The following is a 19,156-nucleotide window of genomic DNA, read 5'->3' as shown; positions in this document are numbered from 1 at the left end:
CATCAGACGGGGCACACCATGATTCTGTGAGCCACTCCGGCCCCCAGGGCGAAACGCGTCTCGCCCCGGGATACCACCAGACCGCCGCCCTGGCTCTGCCGCACGGTGATCTCGCTGCCGACGTTCAGCCCCATCTCGGTCAGCCGGCGGGCCATGCCCGGCCCGCCGAGCAGCGCGACTATGCGCACCCTGGCGTTTTCCCCGGCCATGCTCAGCGGCAGCGCATCCGTGCTCATGGGGCCTCCTGCGGGCGCGGCTGGCCCGGCATCCCGGCGCCGGCCAGGGCGCGCAGGAGGATGCCGATGGTGCAGCCGTTGTGCAGCATCGAGGCCGAGACCGGGCTCAGCAGGCCCAGCGCGGCGGCGCCGAGGATGCTGCTGTTGAGCCCGGCGATGAGCCTGAAGTTGCTGTTGATCAAATCGCGCGCGGCCATGGCGATGGCCCTGGCGTCGGCCACGCCGGCGATGCCGTCTTCCAGCAGGGCGATGTCCGAGGCCAGGCGGGCGATGTCCGAGCCCTGGCGCATGGAGATGCCGACGTGGGCGCCGCTGAGCGCCGGCGCGTCGTTGATGCCGTCGCCGACGAAGGCGATGCGCGCGCCCTGCTCGGCCAGCGCCTGGATCGCCGCGGCCTTCTCGTCCGGCAGCAGCCCGGCGCGGAAGCCGTCCAGGCCCAGTTCGTCGGCCAGCGCCTGGGCGCGTTCGGGGTGGTCGCCGGTGAGCATGACGATGCGCCGGGCGCCCAGCTCGCGCAGGCGGGCGATGGTGGCGGCGCTGTCCGGGTGCACGCTGTCGAGCATGCCCAGCACGCCGAGCAGTTCGCCGCCGTAGCCGATGTAGAGCAGCGTCTTGCCTTCCCGGCGCAGGCGTTCGATGTCCTGTGCGTAGGCCGCGGTGGCAATGCCCTCGTCCTCTTCGACGAAGTGCCGCGAGCCGACCACGATGCGCTTGCCGTCGATGACGCTGGCCACGCCATGGGCGACGATGAACTCCACCTCGCCGTGGTTGAAGTGCTGCCGGTGCGGCAGGTGGCTGGCCGCCTCGACCACCGCCATGGCCATGGGGTGGTAGTAGTGTTCCTCCACCGAGGCGGCGATGTTGATCACGTCCTCCGCGCTGTAGCCGGCGCTGCACACCAGCGAGTCGGTGACGCGCAGGGCGCCGGTGGTCAGGGTGCCGGTCTTGTCGAAGACGAAGGTGTCCGCCTCGGCCAGGCGCTCCAGGGCATTGGCGCCCTTGACCAGCACACCGTGGCGGCCGGCCTGGTACATGGAGGCCTTGAAGGCCACCGGGGTGGCCAGCTTGAGGGCGCAGGAATAGTCGGCCTGGAGCACCGCCGAGGCGCGCTGCAGGCTGCCCGACAGCAGCCAGGTGCCGCCGGCCAGGCCGAGCACCATGGGCACCAGGCGGTCGGCCAGGCGCGAGGCCTCCAGCTGGGTGGCGCTCTTCACCGCCAGGGATTGCTCGACGAAGCTGGCGATGCGCGCCGCGGCGGCGTGGCGGCCGACCTTCTCCGCGTAGATGCGCAGGCGCCCCTCCTCCACCAGCGTGCCCGAGAGCACGATGTCGCCGCGGTGGCGCACCACCGGCACGCTCTCGCCGGTCATGGTCGCCTGGTTGACCAGTGCTTCGCCGCCCAGCACGGTGCCATCGACAGGAATCACCGTGCCGGTGGCGACGATCACCGTGTCGCCGAAGGCCACCTCGCGGGCATCGATCAGTTGCTCGACGCCGTCACGCTCCACCCAGACTTCGTTGCTGGCCGGGCGCAGCAGGCTCTTGAGCAGGTTGTCCGAATGGCGCTCGATGGAGCGCTCCAGGTAGTCGCCCAGCGCCAGCAGGAAGGTGGTGATGTTGGCGGTGAGGAAGTCGCGGCGGCCGATGGAAATGGCCACCGCCAGCGCCTCCAGCACGTGGGAGGTGATGCCCCGCTGCACCAGCTCCGCCAGGGCCTTGCCGAACAGCGGCAGCGATACCGCCATGGACAGCGGCCCCTGCAGCTCGGGCTGCAGGCGGCGGTCGGCCAGCAGCGCCGCGCCGGTGGTCAGCACCCCGGCCGGCGACTCGTCGCCACGGCCACCGGCCCGCCCCGCGGCCAGCGGCAGGTCCGGGTACTCCAGGGCGAGGATGTCCTGGCGCAGGCGCTCGGCGTCGGTCAGCGCACCCTCGTATTCGACCACCAGGGCCTGGATCGCCGGGTTGACCCGCACCTTGCGCACCCCGCGCAGGGATTCGACGGCCCACTCGATGCGCTGCAGTTCGCCGCGCCTGCCCTTCTGGCAGCGGTAGCGATAACGCGCCCGCCCGGCGCTGCCGTGCACCAGGTCGAGGCCGGCGAACCAGGGGCCCGACATTACTTGTCACCGCTCTGCTGCGCACCCATCTCGGCCTTGAGGTCGGCCATCTGCTCCTTGAACTCCTCCAGGCCGCCGGCCAGGCTCGCATAGAGCTTCACCGCGGACTTCATCAGCTTGCCGCGCAGTTCCTCGTCGCTCATCACCCAGGCCGCCGCGCCGCCGACCAGCAGGCCGAGGAGGAACTGCTCGGTGTGCCGCGAACGCAGGAAGGTCGGCAGCCCCTGGAGGATGCCGGCATCCATCCCGCCGGCCAGGCCGAACAGCCCGGCCGCTTCCTGCATGCCCGGCGCGCCGCCCATCATCTGCGGTGGCGGCATCTGCCAGCCGGGCGGGTTCTGCGGCGCATAGCCGTATGCGCCGTAACCGTTGCCGGCGTAGGCGTCGTCCCCGTAGCCATATCCGGCGGCCTGCTGCCGCCGCTTGCCCTTCTTAGCCATGCTCAGTTCTCCTGGCGGGGCCGTGCCCCGTCGTGCAGCCAACGTTCCACAAGCATCACGCCCACCGCCCCGGCCATGCCGGCGAACAGCGCCCGGGCGTATTCCCGCCGTTGCAGCGCCCGCGCCGCGAGGGTGCCGGCGCACAGCGCAGTGCCGCCCTGCAGGGCATGGCGCGCCACCCGCCGCAGGTCCGGCTGCCCGGCCGCATCCTGGAAGGCGGACAGGCAGGCGCTGGTGACGAAACCCTTGGCGAAATTGGCGTCATCCCAGGCCGCCTGTCGAAGTGCCGGATAGGCTTTCATGCTCCAGGCTCCGTGGCGGGCGCAGGCCGGGTGGCCTTGCGTGGGCGGGCGGGGGTTTTCTTCGCCGCGGCGGCCTTGTTCGCGGCGGGCCGGCGCGCGGCCTTGGGCGCCACGACAGGCGCCGGCGCAGGTTCGGCTGCCGGCGGTTCTTCGGCGGCTTTCGTCGCCTTGCCACGGCGGATCAGGCGCAGGGCGACGGCCCCGGCCACCACCCCGGCCGCAAAGGAAATCAGTGGCTGCATGGTCAGTTCTCCTCTTCAGGATGTGCAGGGCGTGCAGGACGTGCGCGCTTGTGTTTCCACAGGTAGACCCCGCCCCCGCCGACGGCCACGCCGGCCAGCAACACCGGGTTGACCCGCCGCAGCAGCGGCCCGGCCAGGCCCAGCAGGCCACCCTGGCCGCTGAGGTGGGCGATCAGGTATTCGGTGAAATCGGAAATCGGGCCATGGCTGGCATAGGCCTCCTGTGGCGGAACGCCCTTGCCGGCGTGGTAGCGCTCCTGGTCGAAGGCGTCGATGGCCGCCTCGCGGAACGCCGCCAGGTGGTTGGCGGAGGCGGTGGCCTGCAGGTCGAGGAACACCCGGCGCACCTCGGGCTGGCGCACGTGGGCCAGCAGGTAGTCGTAGAGGCGAACGTTGGCGCTCTCGCCCATCACCGCGCGCATGCAGTTGGCCAGCCAGGTCGGCTCGATGGCGGTCTCCGCCGGGAAGGGGTCCAGCGGCCGAGGGATGCCGAAGCGCGCGGCCAGGGCCGACAGCGCCTGGATGTGCCGCTCCTGGTCGCGCAGCACGTCGGGAAACGGCGGCCGCTCGCCGAAGGCCTCCACCACCCGGGCGTAGAAACTGCGCGCGGCGTATTCGTCGTACAGGGCGATGCGCACCGCCTGGTGCAGCAGCGGGAAGGGCGCGGCGGGCTGCAGTTGGCGCCCGCGCAGGATCGGCTCGTCATAGTTGCGCATCGACGATCTCCCGGTAGCTGTCGAGCAGGATGCCTTCCAGGATGCGCGCCGCGGGCGAGCGCTGGCCGGCCAGGAGATCGGCCCAGGCCTGCTCGGGGATGACCAGCGGGTCGTATTCCACGGCGCAGGAACGCGCCAGCGGGTTGAGCCGCAGCGAGCGCACGCCAGGCGCGCGGGCGGCGATTTCCGAGGCCTTGTGCAGCACGCCGCGCGCCGGCAGGCGGGGGCTGGAAGGCAATTCCAGGTCCACCAGCTTCAGCCGTATGCGGCCGGGAATGTGGTGAACCACGCGGACCTTCGGCAGAAGCGCGAGGAGCGTTTCGAACCCGACCATCCCGATACCTCCCTCAAAGGCGGCTCGAAAATTCCCGAAGACAGTCGGAGATCGCTCTCGAACGATTCGGAAGGGGCTGATCGACAATTCGATGGTGTTTCGAATTGGCCGCCCTCATGGCTCAAGCTAGTTCGCTGCAAATGAGTCGCAATTGACCGCGATCAAATAAGCAGCGAGCCGGCCGGGATTTCGGATGTAAGGGGGCCAAGCCCGCAGGAGATGCGTGTCCGGGGTGGCGTAGGGCGAATAACCGTTCGCGGTTATCCGCCGTCGGCCGGGATGCCGGTGTCCGCCCTACGGGGATGACGTGGTGCAGGAGCGGGACGGTGTTCTTCTCGGGCAAAAAAAACCGCTCCTGGCGGAGCGGCTGGAAGGACGTTGAATTGAGCAATCACGATTTAAATCAACGTCAGGAGCAGGATCCGGGAGAGCCGCCGGGCGGCTGCCGAATCGGATGTCCGCTACGTTAACGGACAGGGCGGTGTCGGATAAATTCCCTGGGAGGGGAAACACCTTCTGCGAATACGTAACAATCTGCGGGGAACTTTCGGGAAGCTGCTGCGATTGCTCGCGCAACCTCCCGAAGACCGGGCGCGTCAGAGGATCGACAGCGGGTAGTCGACGATCAGCCGCAGTTCGTTGTTGTCGGCCTCGGCCTGGTCGGCGTTGCCGCGGTGGAAGGCCTGGCGCAGGCGCAAGGACAGGTCCTTGGCCGGGCCGGACTGGACCACGTACTTGGCTTCCACGTCGGTCTCGTGGTGGCTGCCGTCGCTGCCGTAGCCGTAGTCGCGGTACGGGCTGTCGCTGGCCATGTGCTCGCCGTCGATGTTGGTGCCGTTGATGTAGCGGGCCATGAAGCTCAGGCCGGGTACGCCGTAGGTATCCATCGCCAGGTCGTAGCGCGCCTGCCAGCTGCGCTCGCCCGGGCCGTTGAAGTCGGAGTACTGCACCGAGTTGGCCAGGAAGATGGAGTCGCCGGCGCCGCCTGCGCCGTTGTCGCCGAAGCCCACGTAGTCGAACGGGGTGTCGCCCTGCACCTTCTGGAAGGCCAGGGTCAGGGTGTGCGCCTGCAGGAAGGAGTAGGCGGTGGCGAACGACCAGGCGGTGTTGTCGATGCGGCCGGCCTTGGCCTGGCCGTAGTCGTTGGTGCGGTAGATGTTGAAGTCGAAGCCCAGCGACTGGTCGCCGCCCAGCGCCAGGGTGTAGTTGGCGTTGCCGTAGTACTGGCGCCAGATGTCTTCCAGCTCGGCGGCGTAGAGCGACACGCTCAGGTCCGGGGTGATGGCGTAGCGGCCGCCGACGAAGTCGGCGCTGTCGGCCTCGACGTTGGCGTAGGTGGCCCAGATGCCGCCGGTGTGGCTGGTGGTCACCGGGCCGGTGGCGGCGGTGTAGTGGCCGGCTTCCAGGTCCAGGCCCTGCAGCTCGCTGCTCATCAGCGCGAAGCCCTTGGCGGTCTGCGGCATCAGGCGGGTGCCGCCGGCGGCGAAGACCGGGGCGGTGGGCTGCATGTCGCCGAATTTCAGCTCGGTTTTGGAAACGCGCACCTTCAGCGCGCCGCCGGCCTTGCCGTAGTCGTCCTCCGGGTTGCCGTGGCGGTCCACCGGCAGGTTGCCGGTGCCGGCGGTGCCGGAGCCACCGTCGAGCTTGATGCCCAGGTAGCCATAGGCGTCGACGCCGAAGCCGACGGTGCCCTGGGTGTAGCCGGAGCTGTAGGTGGCGAAGATGCCCTGGGTCCAGTCGCGCTGGTCGCTGTAGCCGTTCTTGCCGTCATGGTCGTAGTAGAAGTTGCGCAACAGCAGGTCGAGGTGGCTGTCCTCGAGGAAGCCCTTGGCGTCGGCCTGGTCGCTGACGAAGGGTTCGGCATGGGCCAGTTGCATGGCGGCGGTGGAAACGGCGAGCACGAGCATGCTGCGTTTGAGGTGCTTCATGGAGTTGCCCCTTGAGTCTTGGAGTGCCGGCCAGTGGTAAGCGTGATGGCCAGCTTTTCTTGTAGGCAGGAACAAATGTTCAGCCATGCGTAACAGTCATGGCCGAGCGAATGTATGTTTCTGTAGTGGAAGTACTTCCGCACCCCGCTCTATTCCCCTGGCGGAGTGGGGACATGATGCCGGATCGAAGGGCTATTTGAATCCGGATATAGGCAAAGGTCTTTTAACAAAAATGTAATAGTGGTAGCGCACTACTGCATCGAGGCAAGGACCGAGGACCGGTCTCAACCCAGGCCGAAGACTTCCAGTTGCCGCCGCAGGCGCCAGTCCATCACCTGGGCGGCGCCCATCGGGCGGCCGAAGTGGTAGCCCTGGGCGATGTCGCAGCCCAGCCGCGCCAGGGCGGCGGCCGTGGCAGCGTCCTCGACGCCCTCGGCCACCACCTGCATGCCGAAGTTGTGGCCCAGGGCGATGGTCGACTGCACGATCATGGCGTCGGAGAAGTTGTCGGCCATGCCGGAGACGAAGGTGCGGTCGATCTTCAGCACCTGCACCGGCAGGCGCTTGAGGTAGGCCAGGGACGAGTAGCCGGTGCCGAAGTCGTCGATCGACAGCGTCACCCCCAGGTCGCGGATCGCCTGCAGGCTGCGCAGGGCCAGCTCCGGGTCTTCCAGCAGGGTGCCTTCGGTGACTTCCAGCTCGACCATGGAGCCGGCGATGCCGTGGCGCGCCAGCAGGCCCTGCAGCTCGCTGACGAAGTGCGGGTTGCGCAGGTTGTTGGCGCTGATGTTCACCGCCATGCAGGTTTCCAGGCCGTGCTCGCTCCAGGCCCGCAGCTGGCGCAGGGCCTCGTCCAGCACCCAGCGGGTGAGCGGGTGGATCAGCTCGGTGGACTCGGCCATGGGGATGAATTCGCCGGGCGGGATCATGCCGCGCTCGGGGTGCTGCCAGCGCAGCAGGGCCTCGAAGCCGACCACCTGGCCGTCGGCCAGGCGCACCTTGGGCTGGTAGTGCAGCTGCAGCCCGCCCTCGCGGATCGCCCGCCCCAGCCAGGTGTGCAGGGCCAGGCGCTCGGGGGTGTAGGTGTCGTCGCAGCGCTGGTACAGGAGGAAGTCGCGGCGGCCGTGCTTGGCCTGGTACATGGCGATGTCGGCGCAGCGCAGCAGGTCGCCGGGGGTGTCGCCGTGGTCGGGGTAGAGGGCCACGCCGATGCTGGCCGACAGCTCCAGCTGGATGCCGCCGGCGGACAGCGGCTGGCGCAGGATGCGCGCGATGCCCTGGCACAACCCCGGCACGCCGCCCTCGTCGTCCAGGGCGCAGCTGACCACCGCCATCTCGTCGCCGCCCAGGCGGGCGATCTCCGCCTCCTGGGTCCGCAGCCAGGCGCCCAGGCGCGCGCCGACCTGCTGCAGGACGCTGTCGCCGTGCTGGTGGCCGAGGGTGTCGTTGACCTCCTTGAAGCGGTTCATGTCCAGCAGCAGGATGCCGAAGCGCCCGTCGCCGCGGGCGATGCGCTGCTCGATGTGGCGGCCGAGCCAGTAGCGGTTGGGCAGGCCGGTGAGCGAGTCGTGGTTGGCCAGGTACTCCTGCTCGGCGAGGTAGCGCTTGCGTTCGGTGATGTCGTGCAGCACCAGCAGCAACAGGGTGTTCTGCTGCCAGCTGAAGCGCGTGGCGTGCGCCTCGCAGTCGAACGGCAGGTAGGTGTCGCGGCGCAGGAACTGCCACTCGCTGTCCACCTCGTGCAGCTCGCCGCTGAGCAGGCCCTCGAGGTTGGCGCGGCTGGCGACCAGCGACAGGCGCCCGTCCGGCTGGCGCTCCGGCGACAGTTCCGAGGGCAGCAGGCCGACCAGGCGGTCCGGCGTGTCGACGCCGAACATGCGCGCGGCGCACTCGTTGGCGGCGCGCACCCGACCGTCCACGCCGATCAGCAGCACGCCGTCGTTGATGTTGGTGAACAACTGGCGATAGAAGCGTCCGTTCTGGCTGATCTCGCCGATCAGCCGGCGCAGCTGCCAGGCCGACAGGCCCAGGGCCAGGGCGCAGATGGCCAGCAGTACCGCACTGAAGCCGGCGCGCTTGAGCCAGGGCAGCAGGTAGCTGGCCGAGGCCTGGCCGACCACGGCGTGGATCGGGAAGCTCGCCGAGGGCGCGTCGGCGAACAGCGACGGCTCGCCGGTGATGCCCAGGCCCTCGACCAGGGCGAAGTCCGGGCGGCCCAGGCGCGGGAACAGCGGCGACCACTCCGGCAGGCGCCGGCCGATCATGTTCAGGGCGTCGGGGGTGCGGTAGAGCACGGTGCCGAAGTTGTCGATCATGCCGGCGTTCATCTGCTCGGCCAGCCCCAGGCGGCGCAGCAGGTCGCCGACGCGGGCGGTGTCGATCAGCGCGCCGACGCGCTGGGTACGGCCGTCGGCGCCGCGCTGGCCGACGTACATCGGCAACAGGAAGCCGCCATTGGGGCCGCGCAGCGTGTGGCCGAAGGCCGGGCGCTCGCTGGCCGGCAGGTCGCCCAGGGCGAGCAGCGGGCGCAGGTGTTCCTCGGCCGGCTGGCCGTGGCCGTCCACGGCGTAGAGGTGGCCGTCGCGCAGGACGAACAGGTAGGTCGACACCGGGTCGTAGCGCATCGCCTGCGCCAGCTTGTCGCGCACCTGCCGGGCATCGGCGACCTCGGCCAGGCTCTGCAGGTCCTCCGACACCGCGTAGATGCTGCCGTAGCTCTGCAGCAGCAGCGCGCTGATGTAGCCCTCCAGGGAGCGGGCCAGGGCGGACAGGTTCTGCCGCACCTGGTCGGTGCTGCTGCGGTAGTCGCGGTACACGCTCCAGCCGCTCAGCCCGACCAGCAGGGTGAGCACCAGCAGCACGCCGGCATAGAAGAGCACGCCGATGCGCTGTCGGCGCGAGCCTCCCCGGGCATGGGTGAAGACATCGAAGTTGCTGGTCATGTAGATCCGTCTGTGACTGCAGCGGGAGTATCGAACCCGGTTATGGCATTTAGCCACCACCCAATCAACCATCGGCCGGGTACCCGATGCTTATCGGCAGACCGGCGGTATTCCCCAGTACCGGCCGTCGAACGATGGGCGAGGCGCTCTGCGATGCGCCCGGCCAGCCACGGAGCAAGGCGACCGCCGGGCCCGGAAAACGAAGCGCGGCGGCCGCGGACACCGCGAGATCGGCAGAAATACCCTCGTCAGCTGCTCTCGCGCACCATCAGCTCGAAGCCCAGGTCCTGCACCGGCTCGGCGATCGGCCGCCCGGCGATCAGCGCCAGCAGCGTCTCGGCGGCACGCCGGCCGATGGCCTCGCGCGGGGTGCGGATGCTGGACAGGCGCGGCACCATGTAGGCCGAGCTGGGCAGGTCGTTGAAGCCGACCACGGCGATCTGCTCCGGCACTTCGATGCCCTGGCGCAGCGCCTCCAGCAGGGCGCCCTGGGCCAGGTCGTCGTTGCCGAAGAAGATGCCCTCGACGTCCGGCTGCGCGGCCAGCAGCTGGCGGAACAGCTCGCCGCCCAGGCCCACCGAGGATGGCCGCGGGGTCAGCAGCTCCAGCGCCGGGTCGTAGCAACCGGCCTTCTGCAGGGCGCGGCGGAAGCCCTCGCCACGCAGCAGGGTGCGCTGGTCCAGCTGCGCGCCGACATAGGCCAGGCGCTTGCGGCCGCCGGCCAGCAGGTGCTCGGCGGCGGCCATGCCGGCGGCGATCTGCGAGAAGCCCACGCAGTGCAGGCCGGGGCTGTGGTCCAGGTCCATCATGTAGACGCAGGGCACGCCGCTGGCCTCGACCATCCGTCGGGCGCTCTCGGTGCGCTCGAAGCCGGTGAGCAGCAGGCCGCGCGGCTGGTAGGCCAGGTAGTTGCGGATCAGGTCTTCCTCCTCGTCGCGCGAGTAGTGGAAGTTGCCGATCAGCACCTCCAGGCCCTGGGGCCGCAGCACGCCGTGGATGGCTTCGAGGGTGTCGACGAACAGCTGGTTGGACAGCGACGGCACCAGCACCACCACGCTGTGGCTCTGCGCCGAGGCCAGCGCCCGCGCCGCGGGGTTGGCCACGTAGCCCAGCTCGGCGGCGGCCTCGCGCACCTTCAGCACCAGCGCCTCGGCGACGCTGCTGACGCCGCGCAGGGCGCGGGAGGCGGTGATGGGGCTGACGCCGGCGCGCTGCGCCACTTCGTTCAGGGTGGGGCGGCCGCTGGCGCGGGAGTGCTTGTCGTTCTTCTTCGGGGAGGGCATCGGCTGGCTTGCCAAACGAAAATCGAGGCACTAAGGTAGCGCTGTCTCGCGAGCCCGGCAATTGCCTGAAAGCCCCGGATCGCGCTACGGCGGAAAAACCGCGGACACCATGCGCAAGCACTAGAATGACAAGAAAGCGGAGGCGGCCCCATGCTTTTGGCTTCGACTTACAAAGACAGCGCTGTCTCCCCACCGAGGTGCGATATGCTCCCCCCATCCACGCCCTGCTCGTCATGGGTGTCTCCGGCTGCGGGAAGACCAGCGTCAGCCAGGCGCTGTGCCGCGCCAGCGGCGCCCACGAGATCGAGGGCGACACCTTCCACCCGGCCGAGAACATCCGCAAGATGAGCGCCGGCATCCCCCTGACCGACGACGACCGCGCCGGCTGGCTGGCCACCCTGGCCGAGCTGCTGAGCCAGGCCGTGGCCGCCGGCCAGCGCCCGGTGCTGACCTGCTCGGCGCTCAAGCTCGCCTACCGCGAACGCCTGCGCCAGGCCGTGCCGGGCCTGGGCGTGGTGTTCCTCGAACTGCCCCGCGACGAAGCCGCACGCCGCGTCGCCGAGCGCCCCGGGCACTTCATGCCGGCGACCCTGGTGGACAGCCAGTTCGCCGCCCTGGAGCCGCCCCACGACGAACCCCTGACCCTCGCCGTGGATGCCACCCTGCCGGTGGAACGCATCGTCGAACAGGCCCTGGCCTGGTGGCGCGCCCACGAGCCGGCCTGAGCAAGTTCTTTGCCGCGCGCTTAAGACAGCGCTATCCCAAAACGCCCGTAAAAACAACGACAAGGGAGCCCCGCCATGTTCGGTCTGTCCCACGACACCTACCTGCTGCTGGATGCGCTGGTCACCATCATCGGCCTGATCCTGCTGATCACCCGCTTCAAGATCCACCCCTTCCTCGCCCTGATCATCGCCGCCGGCTTCCTCGGCCTGACCTCGGGCATGCCCGTGGCGCAGATCGTCAAGGCCTTCCAGGACGGCTTCGGCGGGGTGCTCGGCTTCGTCGGCATCATCCTCGCCCTGGGCACCATGCTCGGCAAGATGATGGCCGAGTCCGGCGGCGCCGATCAGATCGCCCGCACCCTGATCGACGCCTTCGGCGAGCGCCGGGTGCACTGGGCGATGATGCTGGCGGCCTTCCTGGTGGGCATTCCGCTGTTCTTCGAGATCGGCTTCATCCTGCTGATCCCGCTGGTGTTCATCGTCGCCCGGCGCAGCGGCGTGTCGCTGATCAAGATCGGCATCCCGCTGTTGGCCGGCCTGTCCGCCGTGCACGGCCTGGTGCCGCCGCACCCGGGCCCGCTGCTGGCCATCGGCGTGTTCGGCGCCGACATCGGCAAGACCATCCTCTACGGCCTGATCGTCGCCCTGCCCACCGCGGCCATCGCCGGCCCGCTGTTCGGCGCCTGGATCGCCCGGGTGATCCCCGGCAGCCCCTCCGAGGAGCTGGTGGCGCAGATCGCCCACGAGCCGGAGACCGGCAACCTGCCCAGCTTCGGCATCACCCTGCTGACCGTGCTGCTGCCGGTGTTCCTGATGCTGCTGAAGACCTTCGCCGACGTGCTGCTGCCCGACGGCCACGCCTTCCGCGCCTGGATGGACATGATCGGCCACCCCATCACCGCCCTGCTCCTGGCGCTGCTGCTGGCCCTGTACACCTTCGGCTACGCCCGCGGCTTCGGCTCGCAGAAGATCCTCAAGCTGCTCGACCAGAGCCTGGCGCCCACCGCGGCCATCGTGATGATCATCGGCGCCGGCGGCGGCTTCAAGCAGATGCTGGTGGCCAGCGGCGTGGGCGACGTGATCGGCCACCTGGCCGTGCAAGCGCAGATCTCGCCGATCCTGCTGGCCTGGCTGGTGGCCGCGGTGATCCGTATCGCCACCGGCTCGGCCACGGTCGCCACCATCACCGGCGCCGGCATCGTGGTGCCGGTGGTGGGGATGATCCCCGGGGTGAACCGCGAGCTGCTGGTGCTGGCCACCGGCGCCGGCTCGCTGATCCTCTCCCACGTCAACGACGCCGGGTTCTGGCTGGTCAAGCAGTACTTCAACATGAGCGTCGCCGAGACCTTCAAGACCTGGACGGCCATGGAGACCATCCTCTCCGTGGTCGGCCTGGTGTTCATCCTGCTGCTTTCGCTGGTGGTCTGAGGACCACCGGCTTCCCCCGTGAAAGGAGTACCGCCGATGTCCGCCACGCAACCCCAGCCCAACCCCCGCCCCGCCGAACCGCGCGACTGGCCGCGCGACTTCGACGTGCGCGAGCGCTACGCCGAGCAGCAGGAGCTGCTCGGCGCGCCCTGGCGCCGCTGCGACCGAACGTCCCCGCCCGCTGAAAAGCCCTTTACCGGGCCTGCCGACATGTGCAAGCTGAAACGATTCACCTTTCAGCGCGACAGACTGGAACCCCACTTCGGGCGCCCGGCCCTTGACCACCGGGCGCCCCACCCTGAGGGAGGAACCATGAGCCACAACCTCGACACCCTGTTCCCCGCCATCGACGACATCCCCGAGACCTGGCGCCCCGACGCGCCGGTGGAGCAGCGCGACTACCTGGTGAACGGCGAGCTGCGCCGCTGGGACGGCCCGCTGGCGCCGGTGCGCAGTCCGATCTTCCTGAAGACCGCCGAAGGCGAACGGCAGGTGATCCTCGGCAGCACCCCGCTGCTGGACGCCGAGGCCGCGCTGGGCGCCCTCGACGCCGCGGTGGCCGCCTACGACAACGGCCAGGGCCTGTGGCCCAACCTGCGGGTGGCCGAGCGCATCCAGCACGTGGAGACCTTCCTGGCGCGCATGCGCGAGCAGCGCGAGGCGGTGGTGCGCCTGCTGATGTGGGAGATCGGCAAGAACCTCAAGGACTCGGAGAAGGAATTCGACCGCACCTGCGACTACATCGTCGACACCATAGACGCGCTCAAGGAGCTGGACCGCCGCTCCAGCCGCTTCGAGCTGGAACAGGGCACCCTCGGCCAGATCCGCCGCGTGCCGCTGGGCGTGGCGCTGTGCATGGGCCCCTACAACTACCCGCTGAACGAGACCTTCACCACCCTGATCCCGGCGCTGATCATGGGCAACACCGTGGTGTTCAAGCCGGCCAAGTTCGGCGTGCTGCTGGTGCGCCCGCTGCTGGAGGCCTTCCGCGACAGCTTCCCGCCGGGGGTGATCAACATCATCTACGGCCGCGGCCGCGAGACCGTCTCGGCGCTGATGGCCAGCGGCAAGGTGGACGTGTTCGCCTTCATCGGCACGCACAAGGGCGCCGCCGACCTCAAGCGCCTGCACCCGCGCCCGCACCGCCTGCGCGCGGCCCTGGGCCTGGACGCGAAGAACCCGGGCATCGTGCTGCCGCAGGTGGACCTGGACAACACCGTGGAGGAAGCCATCACCGGCGCCCTGTCGTTCAACGGCCAGCGCTGCACCGCGCTGAAGATCCTGTTCGTCCACGACAGCGTGCTGCAACCCTTCCTCGACAAGTTCAGCGCGCGCCTGGCCCAGCTCAGGCCGGGCATGCCCTGGGAGCCGGGCGTGGCGCTGACGCCGCTGCCCGAGCCGGGCAAGGTGGACTACCTCGACGGCCTGCTGCAGGACGCCCTGGCCAAGGGCGCCAAGGTGATCAACGCCGGCGGCGGCGAGTCCCGCGAGAGCTTCTTCTACCCGGCCCTGCTCAGCCCGGTGACGGCGCAGATGCGCCTGTACCACGAGGAGCAGTTCGGCCCGCTGGTGCCGGTGGTGCCCTACCGCGAGCTTGAGGAAGTGATCGACTACGTGCTGCAGTCCGACTACGGCCAGCAGCTGAGCCTGTTCGGCGACGACCCCGAGCAGGTCGGCCGGCTGGTGGACGCCTTCGCCAACCAGGTCGGCCGCATCAACCTCAACGCCCAGTGCCAGCGCGGCCCGGACACCTACCCGTTCAACGGCCGCAAGAACTCCGCCGAGGGCACCCTGTCGGTGCACGACGCGCTGCGCACCTTCTCCATCCGCACCCTGGTGGCGACGCGCTTCAATGCCGCCAACAAGGCGCTGATCAGCGAGATCATCCAGGGCCGCGAGTCGAACTTCCTGACCACCGACTACATCTTCTGAAGCCAGGCAGGCGCCGTCAGATGCGGATCAAGCCATCCACCAGCGGCGCCGCCTGCTCCTTCAGCTCCTCCACCTGCAGCGCATAGGGGCGGCGCAGGCGCAGGCGCTCGGCATCGCAGAGCAGCGGGCCCTGGTCGTCCTCAAGGCCGAAGGGATCGTCGCGCAGCACGCCGCTGATGCGCCCCTGGCGGAACAGCTCGCGGATCGCCAGCAGGTTGTTCTCGCGCTGGCCGCTCAGCTCGGCGAGCGAGCGCGGCTGGCTTTCGGACAGCTGGCACAGCACCGACACCAGCAGCGCCTGCGAAGGTCTAGGCCCCATGGAAGCTCCCCTGTGCAGCCATGAAAACGGTCCTGGCACTATGCGGACGAATTCTTAAAGAATCCTTATCCGGCCGTCTCCATGGCCACCGTTCGTGTCAATCCAGACCGTTGTCGCGGTCCTGCTCCAGGCGCGCCAGGCGCTCCTCCAGGGCGGCCACGCGGGCTTCCAGCTCGAGGATGCGCGCCTCGTCCTGCACGCTGTGCTCGCCGCGCGGCGCCGAGGCGCCACGGCTGCTGGCGGCGATGGCGGCCTCGCGGTCGGCGGCGCTGCCCAGCAGGTGCATGTAGCGGTCTTCGCGCTGGCCGCTCTGGCGTTCCAGCTGCATGGCGAAACCGCGCGCGGCCAGGCGTTCCAGCTGGTGGCGGACTTCCTCGGTGTCGTCGAAGTCGTGCATGCGCATGCTGCGGGTGAGCAGTTCGTTGAGCGTCTGCGGGCCGCGCAGGAACAGCAGGCCGAGCAGCACCCACTGCGGCTTGACCAGTTCCAGCGCCTTGTCCAGGCGCTGCTCCCAGCGGTCGGCGCGGCTACCCATCACCAGGCGCACCATCTCCAGGCCCTCCAGGCGGCGCAGGGCCTGGCCGACCTGGCCGGGGTTGAGGTCCATCACCGGCTCGCGGCTGGTTTTCTGGTTGCAGGCGGTGACCAGGGCGTTGAGGGTCAGCGGGTAGGCTTCCGGGGTGGTCAGCTGCTTCTCGATCAGGCTGCCGAGCACGCGGATGTCCACCGCGCCGAGGGGCTCGCGCTCGGGCAGGCTTGTGGCTTCGTCGTTCATGTCGTTTCCAGAGATCGCTTGGAGGGCACTAGCCTAGCCGCCCACGGCGGCTTTGGCACCCTCCGCGGCGTCGCGCCTCACGCCGGGCCGGTCCACAGGCAGCTGGCCGGCAGCGCGTCGCAGGCGACCATTGGCACTGGCGAGCGCTTAAGATATGGTCTCATATGTATTATTCGGCTCGCCCACCCGGCGGCCACCCACACCACAACAACGAGCAGGAGCAACCAAGCCATGACCCAAGCGACCCGAGCCGACTGGGAAGCCCGCGCCAGCCAACTGCGCATCGAAGGCCGCGCCTTCATCGACGGCCAGTACCTCGACGCCGCCGACGGCGCCACCTTCGACTGCCTGAGCCCGGTGGACGGGCGCCTGCTGGCCAAGGTCGCCAGCTGCGACGCCGCCGACGCCGAACGCGCCGTGCAGAGCGCCCGCGCCGCCTTCGAATCCGGCGTGTGGTCGCAGCAGGCGCCGGCCGCGCGCAAGGCCGTGCTGGTGCGCTTCGCCGAGCTGCTGGAAGCGCACGCCGAGGAACTGGCGCTGCTGGAAACCCTGGACATGGGCAAGCCCATCGGCGACTCGCTGAACGTCGACCTGCCCGGCGCGGTGGACAGCATCCGCTGGAGCGGCGAGGCCATCGACAAGGTCTACGACGAGGTCGCCGCCACCCCCCGCGACCAGCTGGGCCTGGTCACCCGCGAGGCGGTGGGCGTGGTCGCCGCCATCGTGCCGTGGAACTTCCCGCTGATGATGGCCAGCTGGAAACTCGGCCCGGCCCTGGCCACCGGCAACTCGGTGATCCTCAAGCCCTCCGAGCGCTCGCCGCTGACCGCCATCCGCATCGCCCAGCTGGCGCTGGACGCCGGCCTGCCCAAGGGCGTGCTCAACGTGCTGCCGGGCTACGGCCACACCGTGGGCAAGGCCCTGGCCCTGCACATGGACGTGGATACCGTGGTGTTCACCGGCTCGACCAGGATCGCCAAGCAACTGCTGGTCTACGCCGGCGAGTCGAACATGAAGCGCGTGTGGCTGGAGGCCGGCGGCAAGAGCCCGAACATCGTCTTCGGCGATGCCCCGGACCTGCAGGCCGCCGCCGAAGCCGCCGCCGCGGCCATCGCCTTCAACCAGGGCGAAGTGTGCACCGCGGGCTCGCGCCTGCTGGTGGAGAAATCCATCAAGGCGCAGTTCGTGCCCCTGGTGGTGCAAGCCCTGAAAGGCTGGAAGGCCGGCCACCCGCTGGACCCGCAGACCAACGTCGGCGCCCTGGTGGACGGCCGCCAGCTGGAGCAGGTGCTGGGCTACATCGAGGCCGGCAAGGCCGAGGGCGCCCGCCTGCTCACCGGCGGCCAGCGCGTGCTGGAGGAAACCGGCGGCACCTACGTGGAGCCGACGCTGTTCGACGGCGTGAGCAACGCCATGAAGATCGCCCGCGAGGAAATCTTCGGCCCGGTGCTCTCGGTGATCGAGTTCGAAGGCGCCGAGGAAGCCATCCGTATCGCCAACGACACCCCGTATGGCCTGGGCGCGGCAGTGTGGACCCGCGACATCTCCAAGGCCCACCAGACCGCCCGCGCCCTGCGCGCCGGCAGCGTGTGGGTGAACCAGTACGACGGCGGCGACATGACCGCGCCCTTCGGCGGCTTCAAGCAGTCGGGCAACGGCCGCGACAAGTCGCTGCACGCCTTCGACAAGTACACCGAGCTGAAGGCGACCTGGATCAAGCTCTGACTGTCCCCGCGCCGGCGTCTTTCGTAGGAGCGAGCTTGCTCGCGAACAGGACGCCCGGCTGACTCCACAACCACCCGTTCTGCCCAACGGCCCCCTCTCCCGCTTGCGGGGGAGGGCTAGGGAGGGGAGAGGAGTCAAGCCATGCTCCGGAGTGTCGTCGGAGTCCGTCACCCTCTCCCCAGCCCTCTCCCTGAAGGGAGAGGGGGCCGTTCGGCGTGAAGCGAGGCCAAGCAGTCATCCTGCCCGCTCCCGCTCCCGCTCTCGTAGGAGCGAGCTTGCTCGCGAACAGGACGCCCGGCTGACTCCACAACCACCCGTTCTGCCCAACAGCCCCCTCTCCCGCTTGCGGGGGAGGGTTAGGAAGGGGGAGCGGAGTCAAGGTTTGGCAGAGGTGCCAGAGCGAAGTCCGTCCCCTCTCCCCAGCCCTCGCCTACGTGGCCCGCCCTGAAGGGAGAGGGGGCTGTCCCGAGCAAGCAGATAACGCAGAGTCAGCCGGCAAGTCCGTAGGGCGAATAACCGTTCGCGGTTATCCGCCGTTGGCCGTGCTACCGGGGTGTCCGGCGTGGGCGGTGAGACCAATCGCGGACGGAGTCCGCTCCTACGTCCGTGCTTCCTGGAACCGTAGGCGCGGACTTTGTCCGCGATTCGGCGGATAACGCCGTAGGCGTTATGTGCCCTACGGGGAGCCCGGGAGCTTCGTGGTTCCGCATCACACCGAACGGTCCCCTCTCCCGCTTGCGGGGGAGGGCTAGGGAGGGGGAGCGGGGCCGGCCCCATACACCGCAGCCGCCGGCATGACGCCCTTCGCGAGCAAGCTCGCTCCTACGACAAGCAACGAGCCCCCACTCACAACCGCCCAAGAAAGTCCCCCAGCAACGCCCGGCAATTCGCCTTGTTCACCCCCTCCCGCTCGGCGATCTCCGCGCGGATCCGCTCCGGCAGGTCGCCTGCCTCGGCCATGAAGCGCCGGCCTTCCTCGCTGCGCCGCCAGTAGGCGATCCAGGTGTCGAACATCGCCGTGTCGATCTCCGGGTGGAACTGCACGCCCAGGCTGCGGCCGTGGCGGTAGGCCTGGGCCGCCAGCTCGGTGCTGCCCACCAGGGTGGCGCCCGGCGGCGGGGTGAAGGCGTCGAAATGGAAGTTCAGCCAGGGGCCGCGCAGGGCCTGGTCCGCCGGCGCGGTCTCGATGGGCGTCCAGCCGATCTCGGCCTGGCGGTTGCGGTACACCTCGCCGCCCAGGGCGCGGGCCAGCAGCTGGCTGCCGAAGCAGATGCCCAGGGTCGGCACGCCATGGGCCTGCACGGCCTTCAGCCAGGCCAGCTCGCCGCCCAGCCAGGGCACGCGATGGTCGTAGGCCGACTCGGGGCTGCCCAGCACCAGCAGCAGCTCCAGGCTGTCCGGCGGTGGCAGGAAGTCCTCCACGCAGCGCAGCTCCAGGTCGATGCCCTGCTCGGCGAACAGCTCCGGCAGGCAGCCGGCGACGTCTGCGGCGTCGTGCAGCACGGCGATGGCACGGGATGGTTTCATGGTGTTTCCTCCTTAAAAGATTCCAAAACAGATTTTTTATTTTACCCATCCGCAGCGCTGAAACCCGCATGAAACCTGGACTCTCGCTTTCGCGAGCAGCCAAGGCCCACTCAAAAGACAACGGAAAGGCGAAAAAAGCCTGTTGAAAACTATGAAACCATATTTTAAATTCAAATCCATCCCCC

The 19,156-nt window shown here is 69.3% G+C and carries 17 protein-coding genes; 4 read left to right on the top strand and 13 right to left on the bottom strand.

The window, feature by feature from the left end; translation table 11 throughout:
* Window positions 1-2: 2 nt before the first annotated feature.
* From PKO50_RS00890 to PKO50_RS00845, 10 genes are all read right to left on the bottom strand, one after another.
* Window positions 3-236 carry a FeoA family protein gene (locus PKO50_RS00890; RefSeq protein WP_109934533.1) on the bottom strand — a complete coding sequence of 78 codons (234 nt, stop codon included), beginning with the start codon at window positions 234-236 and terminating at the stop codon, window positions 3-5.
* Window positions 233-2,353 (bottom strand): heavy metal translocating P-type ATPase, encoded by a 2,121-nt coding sequence (locus PKO50_RS00885; RefSeq protein ID WP_275628554.1) that lies wholly within the window; start codon window positions 2,351-2,353, stop codon window positions 233-235. The genes PKO50_RS00890 and PKO50_RS00885 overlap by 4 nt, the downstream gene beginning before the upstream one ends.
* Window positions 2,353-2,793, bottom strand: a complete 441-nt coding sequence (locus tag PKO50_RS00880) for a hypothetical protein (protein ID WP_275628553.1) — start codon at window positions 2,791-2,793, stop codon at window positions 2,353-2,355. Before PKO50_RS00880 ends, PKO50_RS00885 begins: the two co-directional genes overlap by 1 nt.
* A gap of 2 nt (window positions 2,794-2,795) precedes the next feature.
* Window positions 2,796-3,095, bottom strand: coding sequence for a hypothetical protein (locus PKO50_RS00875; protein WP_275628552.1), 300 nt, complete (start codon window positions 3,093-3,095; stop codon window positions 2,796-2,798).
* Window positions 3,092-3,337, bottom strand: a complete 246-nt coding sequence (locus PKO50_RS00870) for a hypothetical protein (RefSeq protein ID WP_275628551.1) — start codon at window positions 3,335-3,337, stop codon at window positions 3,092-3,094. The genes PKO50_RS00875 and PKO50_RS00870 overlap by 4 nt, the downstream gene beginning before the upstream one ends.
* A 2-nt stretch (window positions 3,338-3,339) precedes the next feature.
* Window positions 3,340-4,053, bottom strand: coding sequence for a ferritin (locus PKO50_RS00865; RefSeq protein ID WP_109933524.1), 714 nt, complete (start codon window positions 4,051-4,053; stop codon window positions 3,340-3,342).
* Window positions 4,040-4,342 carry a hypothetical protein gene (locus PKO50_RS00860; protein ID WP_256595837.1) on the bottom strand — a complete coding sequence of 101 codons (303 nt, stop codon included), beginning with the start codon at window positions 4,340-4,342 and terminating at the stop codon, window positions 4,040-4,042. Before PKO50_RS00860 ends, PKO50_RS00865 begins: the two co-directional genes overlap by 14 nt.
* A 641-nt stretch (window positions 4,343-4,983) precedes the next feature.
* The gene (locus PKO50_RS00855; protein ID WP_109933522.1) at window positions 4,984-6,315 is read right to left on the bottom strand and encodes an OprD family porin; all 1,332 of its coding nucleotides are present in this window, start codon (window positions 6,313-6,315) and stop codon (window positions 4,984-4,986) included.
* Between the two features lie 284 nt (window positions 6,316-6,599).
* The gene (locus PKO50_RS00850) at window positions 6,600-9,257 is read right to left on the bottom strand and encodes an EAL domain-containing protein (protein ID WP_275628550.1); all 2,658 of its coding nucleotides are present in this window, start codon (window positions 9,255-9,257) and stop codon (window positions 6,600-6,602) included.
* A 248-nt stretch (window positions 9,258-9,505) separates the two neighbouring features.
* Window positions 9,506-10,540, bottom strand: a complete 1,035-nt coding sequence (locus PKO50_RS00845) for a LacI family DNA-binding transcriptional regulator (RefSeq protein WP_109933520.1) — start codon at window positions 10,538-10,540, stop codon at window positions 9,506-9,508.
* A gap of 233 nt (window positions 10,541-10,773) precedes the next feature.
* On the opposite strand from PKO50_RS00845, the gene PKO50_RS00840 reads away from it, so the two are divergent.
* The 3 genes from PKO50_RS00840 to PKO50_RS00830 all read left to right on the top strand — a co-directional run bounded on the left by PKO50_RS00840 (window position 10,774) and on the right by PKO50_RS00830 (window position 14,625).
* Entirely contained in the window at window positions 10,774-11,265 is a 492-nt protein-coding gene (locus tag PKO50_RS00840) for a gluconokinase (protein WP_275630570.1), read from the top strand.
* 75 nt (window positions 11,266-11,340) lie between these two features.
* Window positions 11,341-12,693 (top strand): GntP family permease, encoded by a 1,353-nt coding sequence (locus PKO50_RS00835; RefSeq protein ID WP_089390200.1) that lies wholly within the window; start codon window positions 11,341-11,343, stop codon window positions 12,691-12,693.
* 312 nt (window positions 12,694-13,005) lie between these two features.
* Complete coding sequence (locus tag PKO50_RS00830) at window positions 13,006-14,625, top strand: NADP-dependent glyceraldehyde-3-phosphate dehydrogenase (protein WP_275628549.1); 1,620 nt, start codon at window positions 13,006-13,008, stop codon at window positions 14,623-14,625.
* 16 nt (window positions 14,626-14,641) lie between these two features.
* Here PKO50_RS00830 and PKO50_RS00825 read toward each other — a convergent pair whose 3' ends face one another.
* Both PKO50_RS00825 and PKO50_RS00820 read right to left on the bottom strand, forming a co-directional pair.
* Window positions 14,642-14,944 (bottom strand): hypothetical protein, encoded by a 303-nt coding sequence (locus tag PKO50_RS00825; protein ID WP_275628548.1) that lies wholly within the window; start codon window positions 14,942-14,944, stop codon window positions 14,642-14,644.
* A gap of 97 nt (window positions 14,945-15,041) precedes the next feature.
* Entirely contained in the window at window positions 15,042-15,719 is a 678-nt protein-coding gene (locus PKO50_RS00820) for a DUF480 domain-containing protein (protein ID WP_109936430.1), read from the bottom strand.
* 231 nt (window positions 15,720-15,950) lie between these two features.
* Here PKO50_RS00820 and PKO50_RS00815 point away from each other — a divergent pair, with 231 nt between their 5' ends.
* Window positions 15,951-17,444 (top strand): aldehyde dehydrogenase, encoded by a 1,494-nt coding sequence (locus PKO50_RS00815; protein WP_275628547.1) that lies wholly within the window; start codon window positions 15,951-15,953, stop codon window positions 17,442-17,444.
* 846 nt (window positions 17,445-18,290) lie between these two features.
* Here the strand turns inward: PKO50_RS00815 and PKO50_RS00810 are convergent.
* Window positions 18,291-18,971, bottom strand: a complete 681-nt coding sequence (locus tag PKO50_RS00810) for a type 1 glutamine amidotransferase (RefSeq protein WP_089390194.1) — start codon at window positions 18,969-18,971, stop codon at window positions 18,291-18,293.
* Window positions 18,972-19,156 lie beyond the last annotated feature (185 nt).

Source organism: Pseudomonas sp. 273, from assembly GCF_029201425.1.
Lineage (GTDB): Bacteria > Pseudomonadota > Gammaproteobacteria > Pseudomonadales > Pseudomonadaceae > Pseudomonas > Pseudomonas delhiensis.
This window is presented reverse-complemented; position numbering and strand designations above follow the sequence as displayed.

What these genes read in the sequence shown, in the direction of transcription:
- PKO50_RS00835 (WP_089390200.1), top strand. Translation starts at nt 11,341, where the DNA reads ATGTTCGGTCTGTCCCACGACACCTACCTGCTGCTGGATGCGCTGGTC.
- PKO50_RS00840 (WP_275630570.1), top strand. Translation starts at nt 10,774, where the DNA reads ATGGGTGTCTCCGGCTGCGGGAAGACCAGCGTCAGCCAGGCGCTGTGC.
- PKO50_RS00855 (WP_109933522.1), bottom strand. Translation starts at nt 6,315, where the DNA reads ATGAAGCACCTCAAACGCAGCATGCTCGTGCTCGCCGTTTCCACCGCC.
- PKO50_RS00850 (WP_275628550.1), bottom strand. Translation starts at nt 9,257, where the DNA reads ATGACCAGCAACTTCGATGTCTTCACCCATGCCCGGGGAGGCTCGCGC.
- PKO50_RS00880 (WP_275628553.1), bottom strand. Translation starts at nt 2,793, where the DNA reads ATGGCTAAGAAGGGCAAGCGGCGGCAGCAGGCCGCCGGATATGGCTAC.
- PKO50_RS00890 (WP_109934533.1), bottom strand. Translation starts at nt 236, where the DNA reads ATGAGCACGGATGCGCTGCCGCTGAGCATGGCCGGGGAAAACGCCAGG.
- PKO50_RS00845 (WP_109933520.1), bottom strand. Translation starts at nt 10,540, where the DNA reads ATGCCCTCCCCGAAGAAGAACGACAAGCACTCCCGCGCCAGCGGCCGC.
- PKO50_RS00825 (WP_275628548.1), bottom strand. Translation starts at nt 14,944, where the DNA reads ATGGGGCCTAGACCTTCGCAGGCGCTGCTGGTGTCGGTGCTGTGCCAG.
- PKO50_RS00810 (WP_089390194.1), bottom strand. Translation starts at nt 18,971, where the DNA reads ATGAAACCATCCCGTGCCATCGCCGTGCTGCACGACGCCGCAGACGTC.
- PKO50_RS00815 (WP_275628547.1), top strand. Translation starts at nt 15,951, where the DNA reads ATGACCCAAGCGACCCGAGCCGACTGGGAAGCCCGCGCCAGCCAACTG.
- PKO50_RS00865 (WP_109933524.1), bottom strand. Translation starts at nt 4,053, where the DNA reads ATGCGCAACTATGACGAGCCGATCCTGCGCGGGCGCCAACTGCAGCCC.
- PKO50_RS00875 (WP_275628552.1), bottom strand. Translation starts at nt 3,095, where the DNA reads ATGAAAGCCTATCCGGCACTTCGACAGGCGGCCTGGGATGACGCCAAT.
- PKO50_RS00830 (WP_275628549.1), top strand. Translation starts at nt 13,006, where the DNA reads ATGAGCCACAACCTCGACACCCTGTTCCCCGCCATCGACGACATCCCC.
- PKO50_RS00820 (WP_109936430.1), bottom strand. Translation starts at nt 15,719, where the DNA reads ATGAACGACGAAGCCACAAGCCTGCCCGAGCGCGAGCCCCTCGGCGCG.
- PKO50_RS00885 (WP_275628554.1), bottom strand. Translation starts at nt 2,353, where the DNA reads ATGTCGGGCCCCTGGTTCGCCGGCCTCGACCTGGTGCACGGCAGCGCC.
- PKO50_RS00870 (WP_275628551.1), bottom strand. Translation starts at nt 3,337, where the DNA reads ATGCAGCCACTGATTTCCTTTGCGGCCGGGGTGGTGGCCGGGGCCGTC.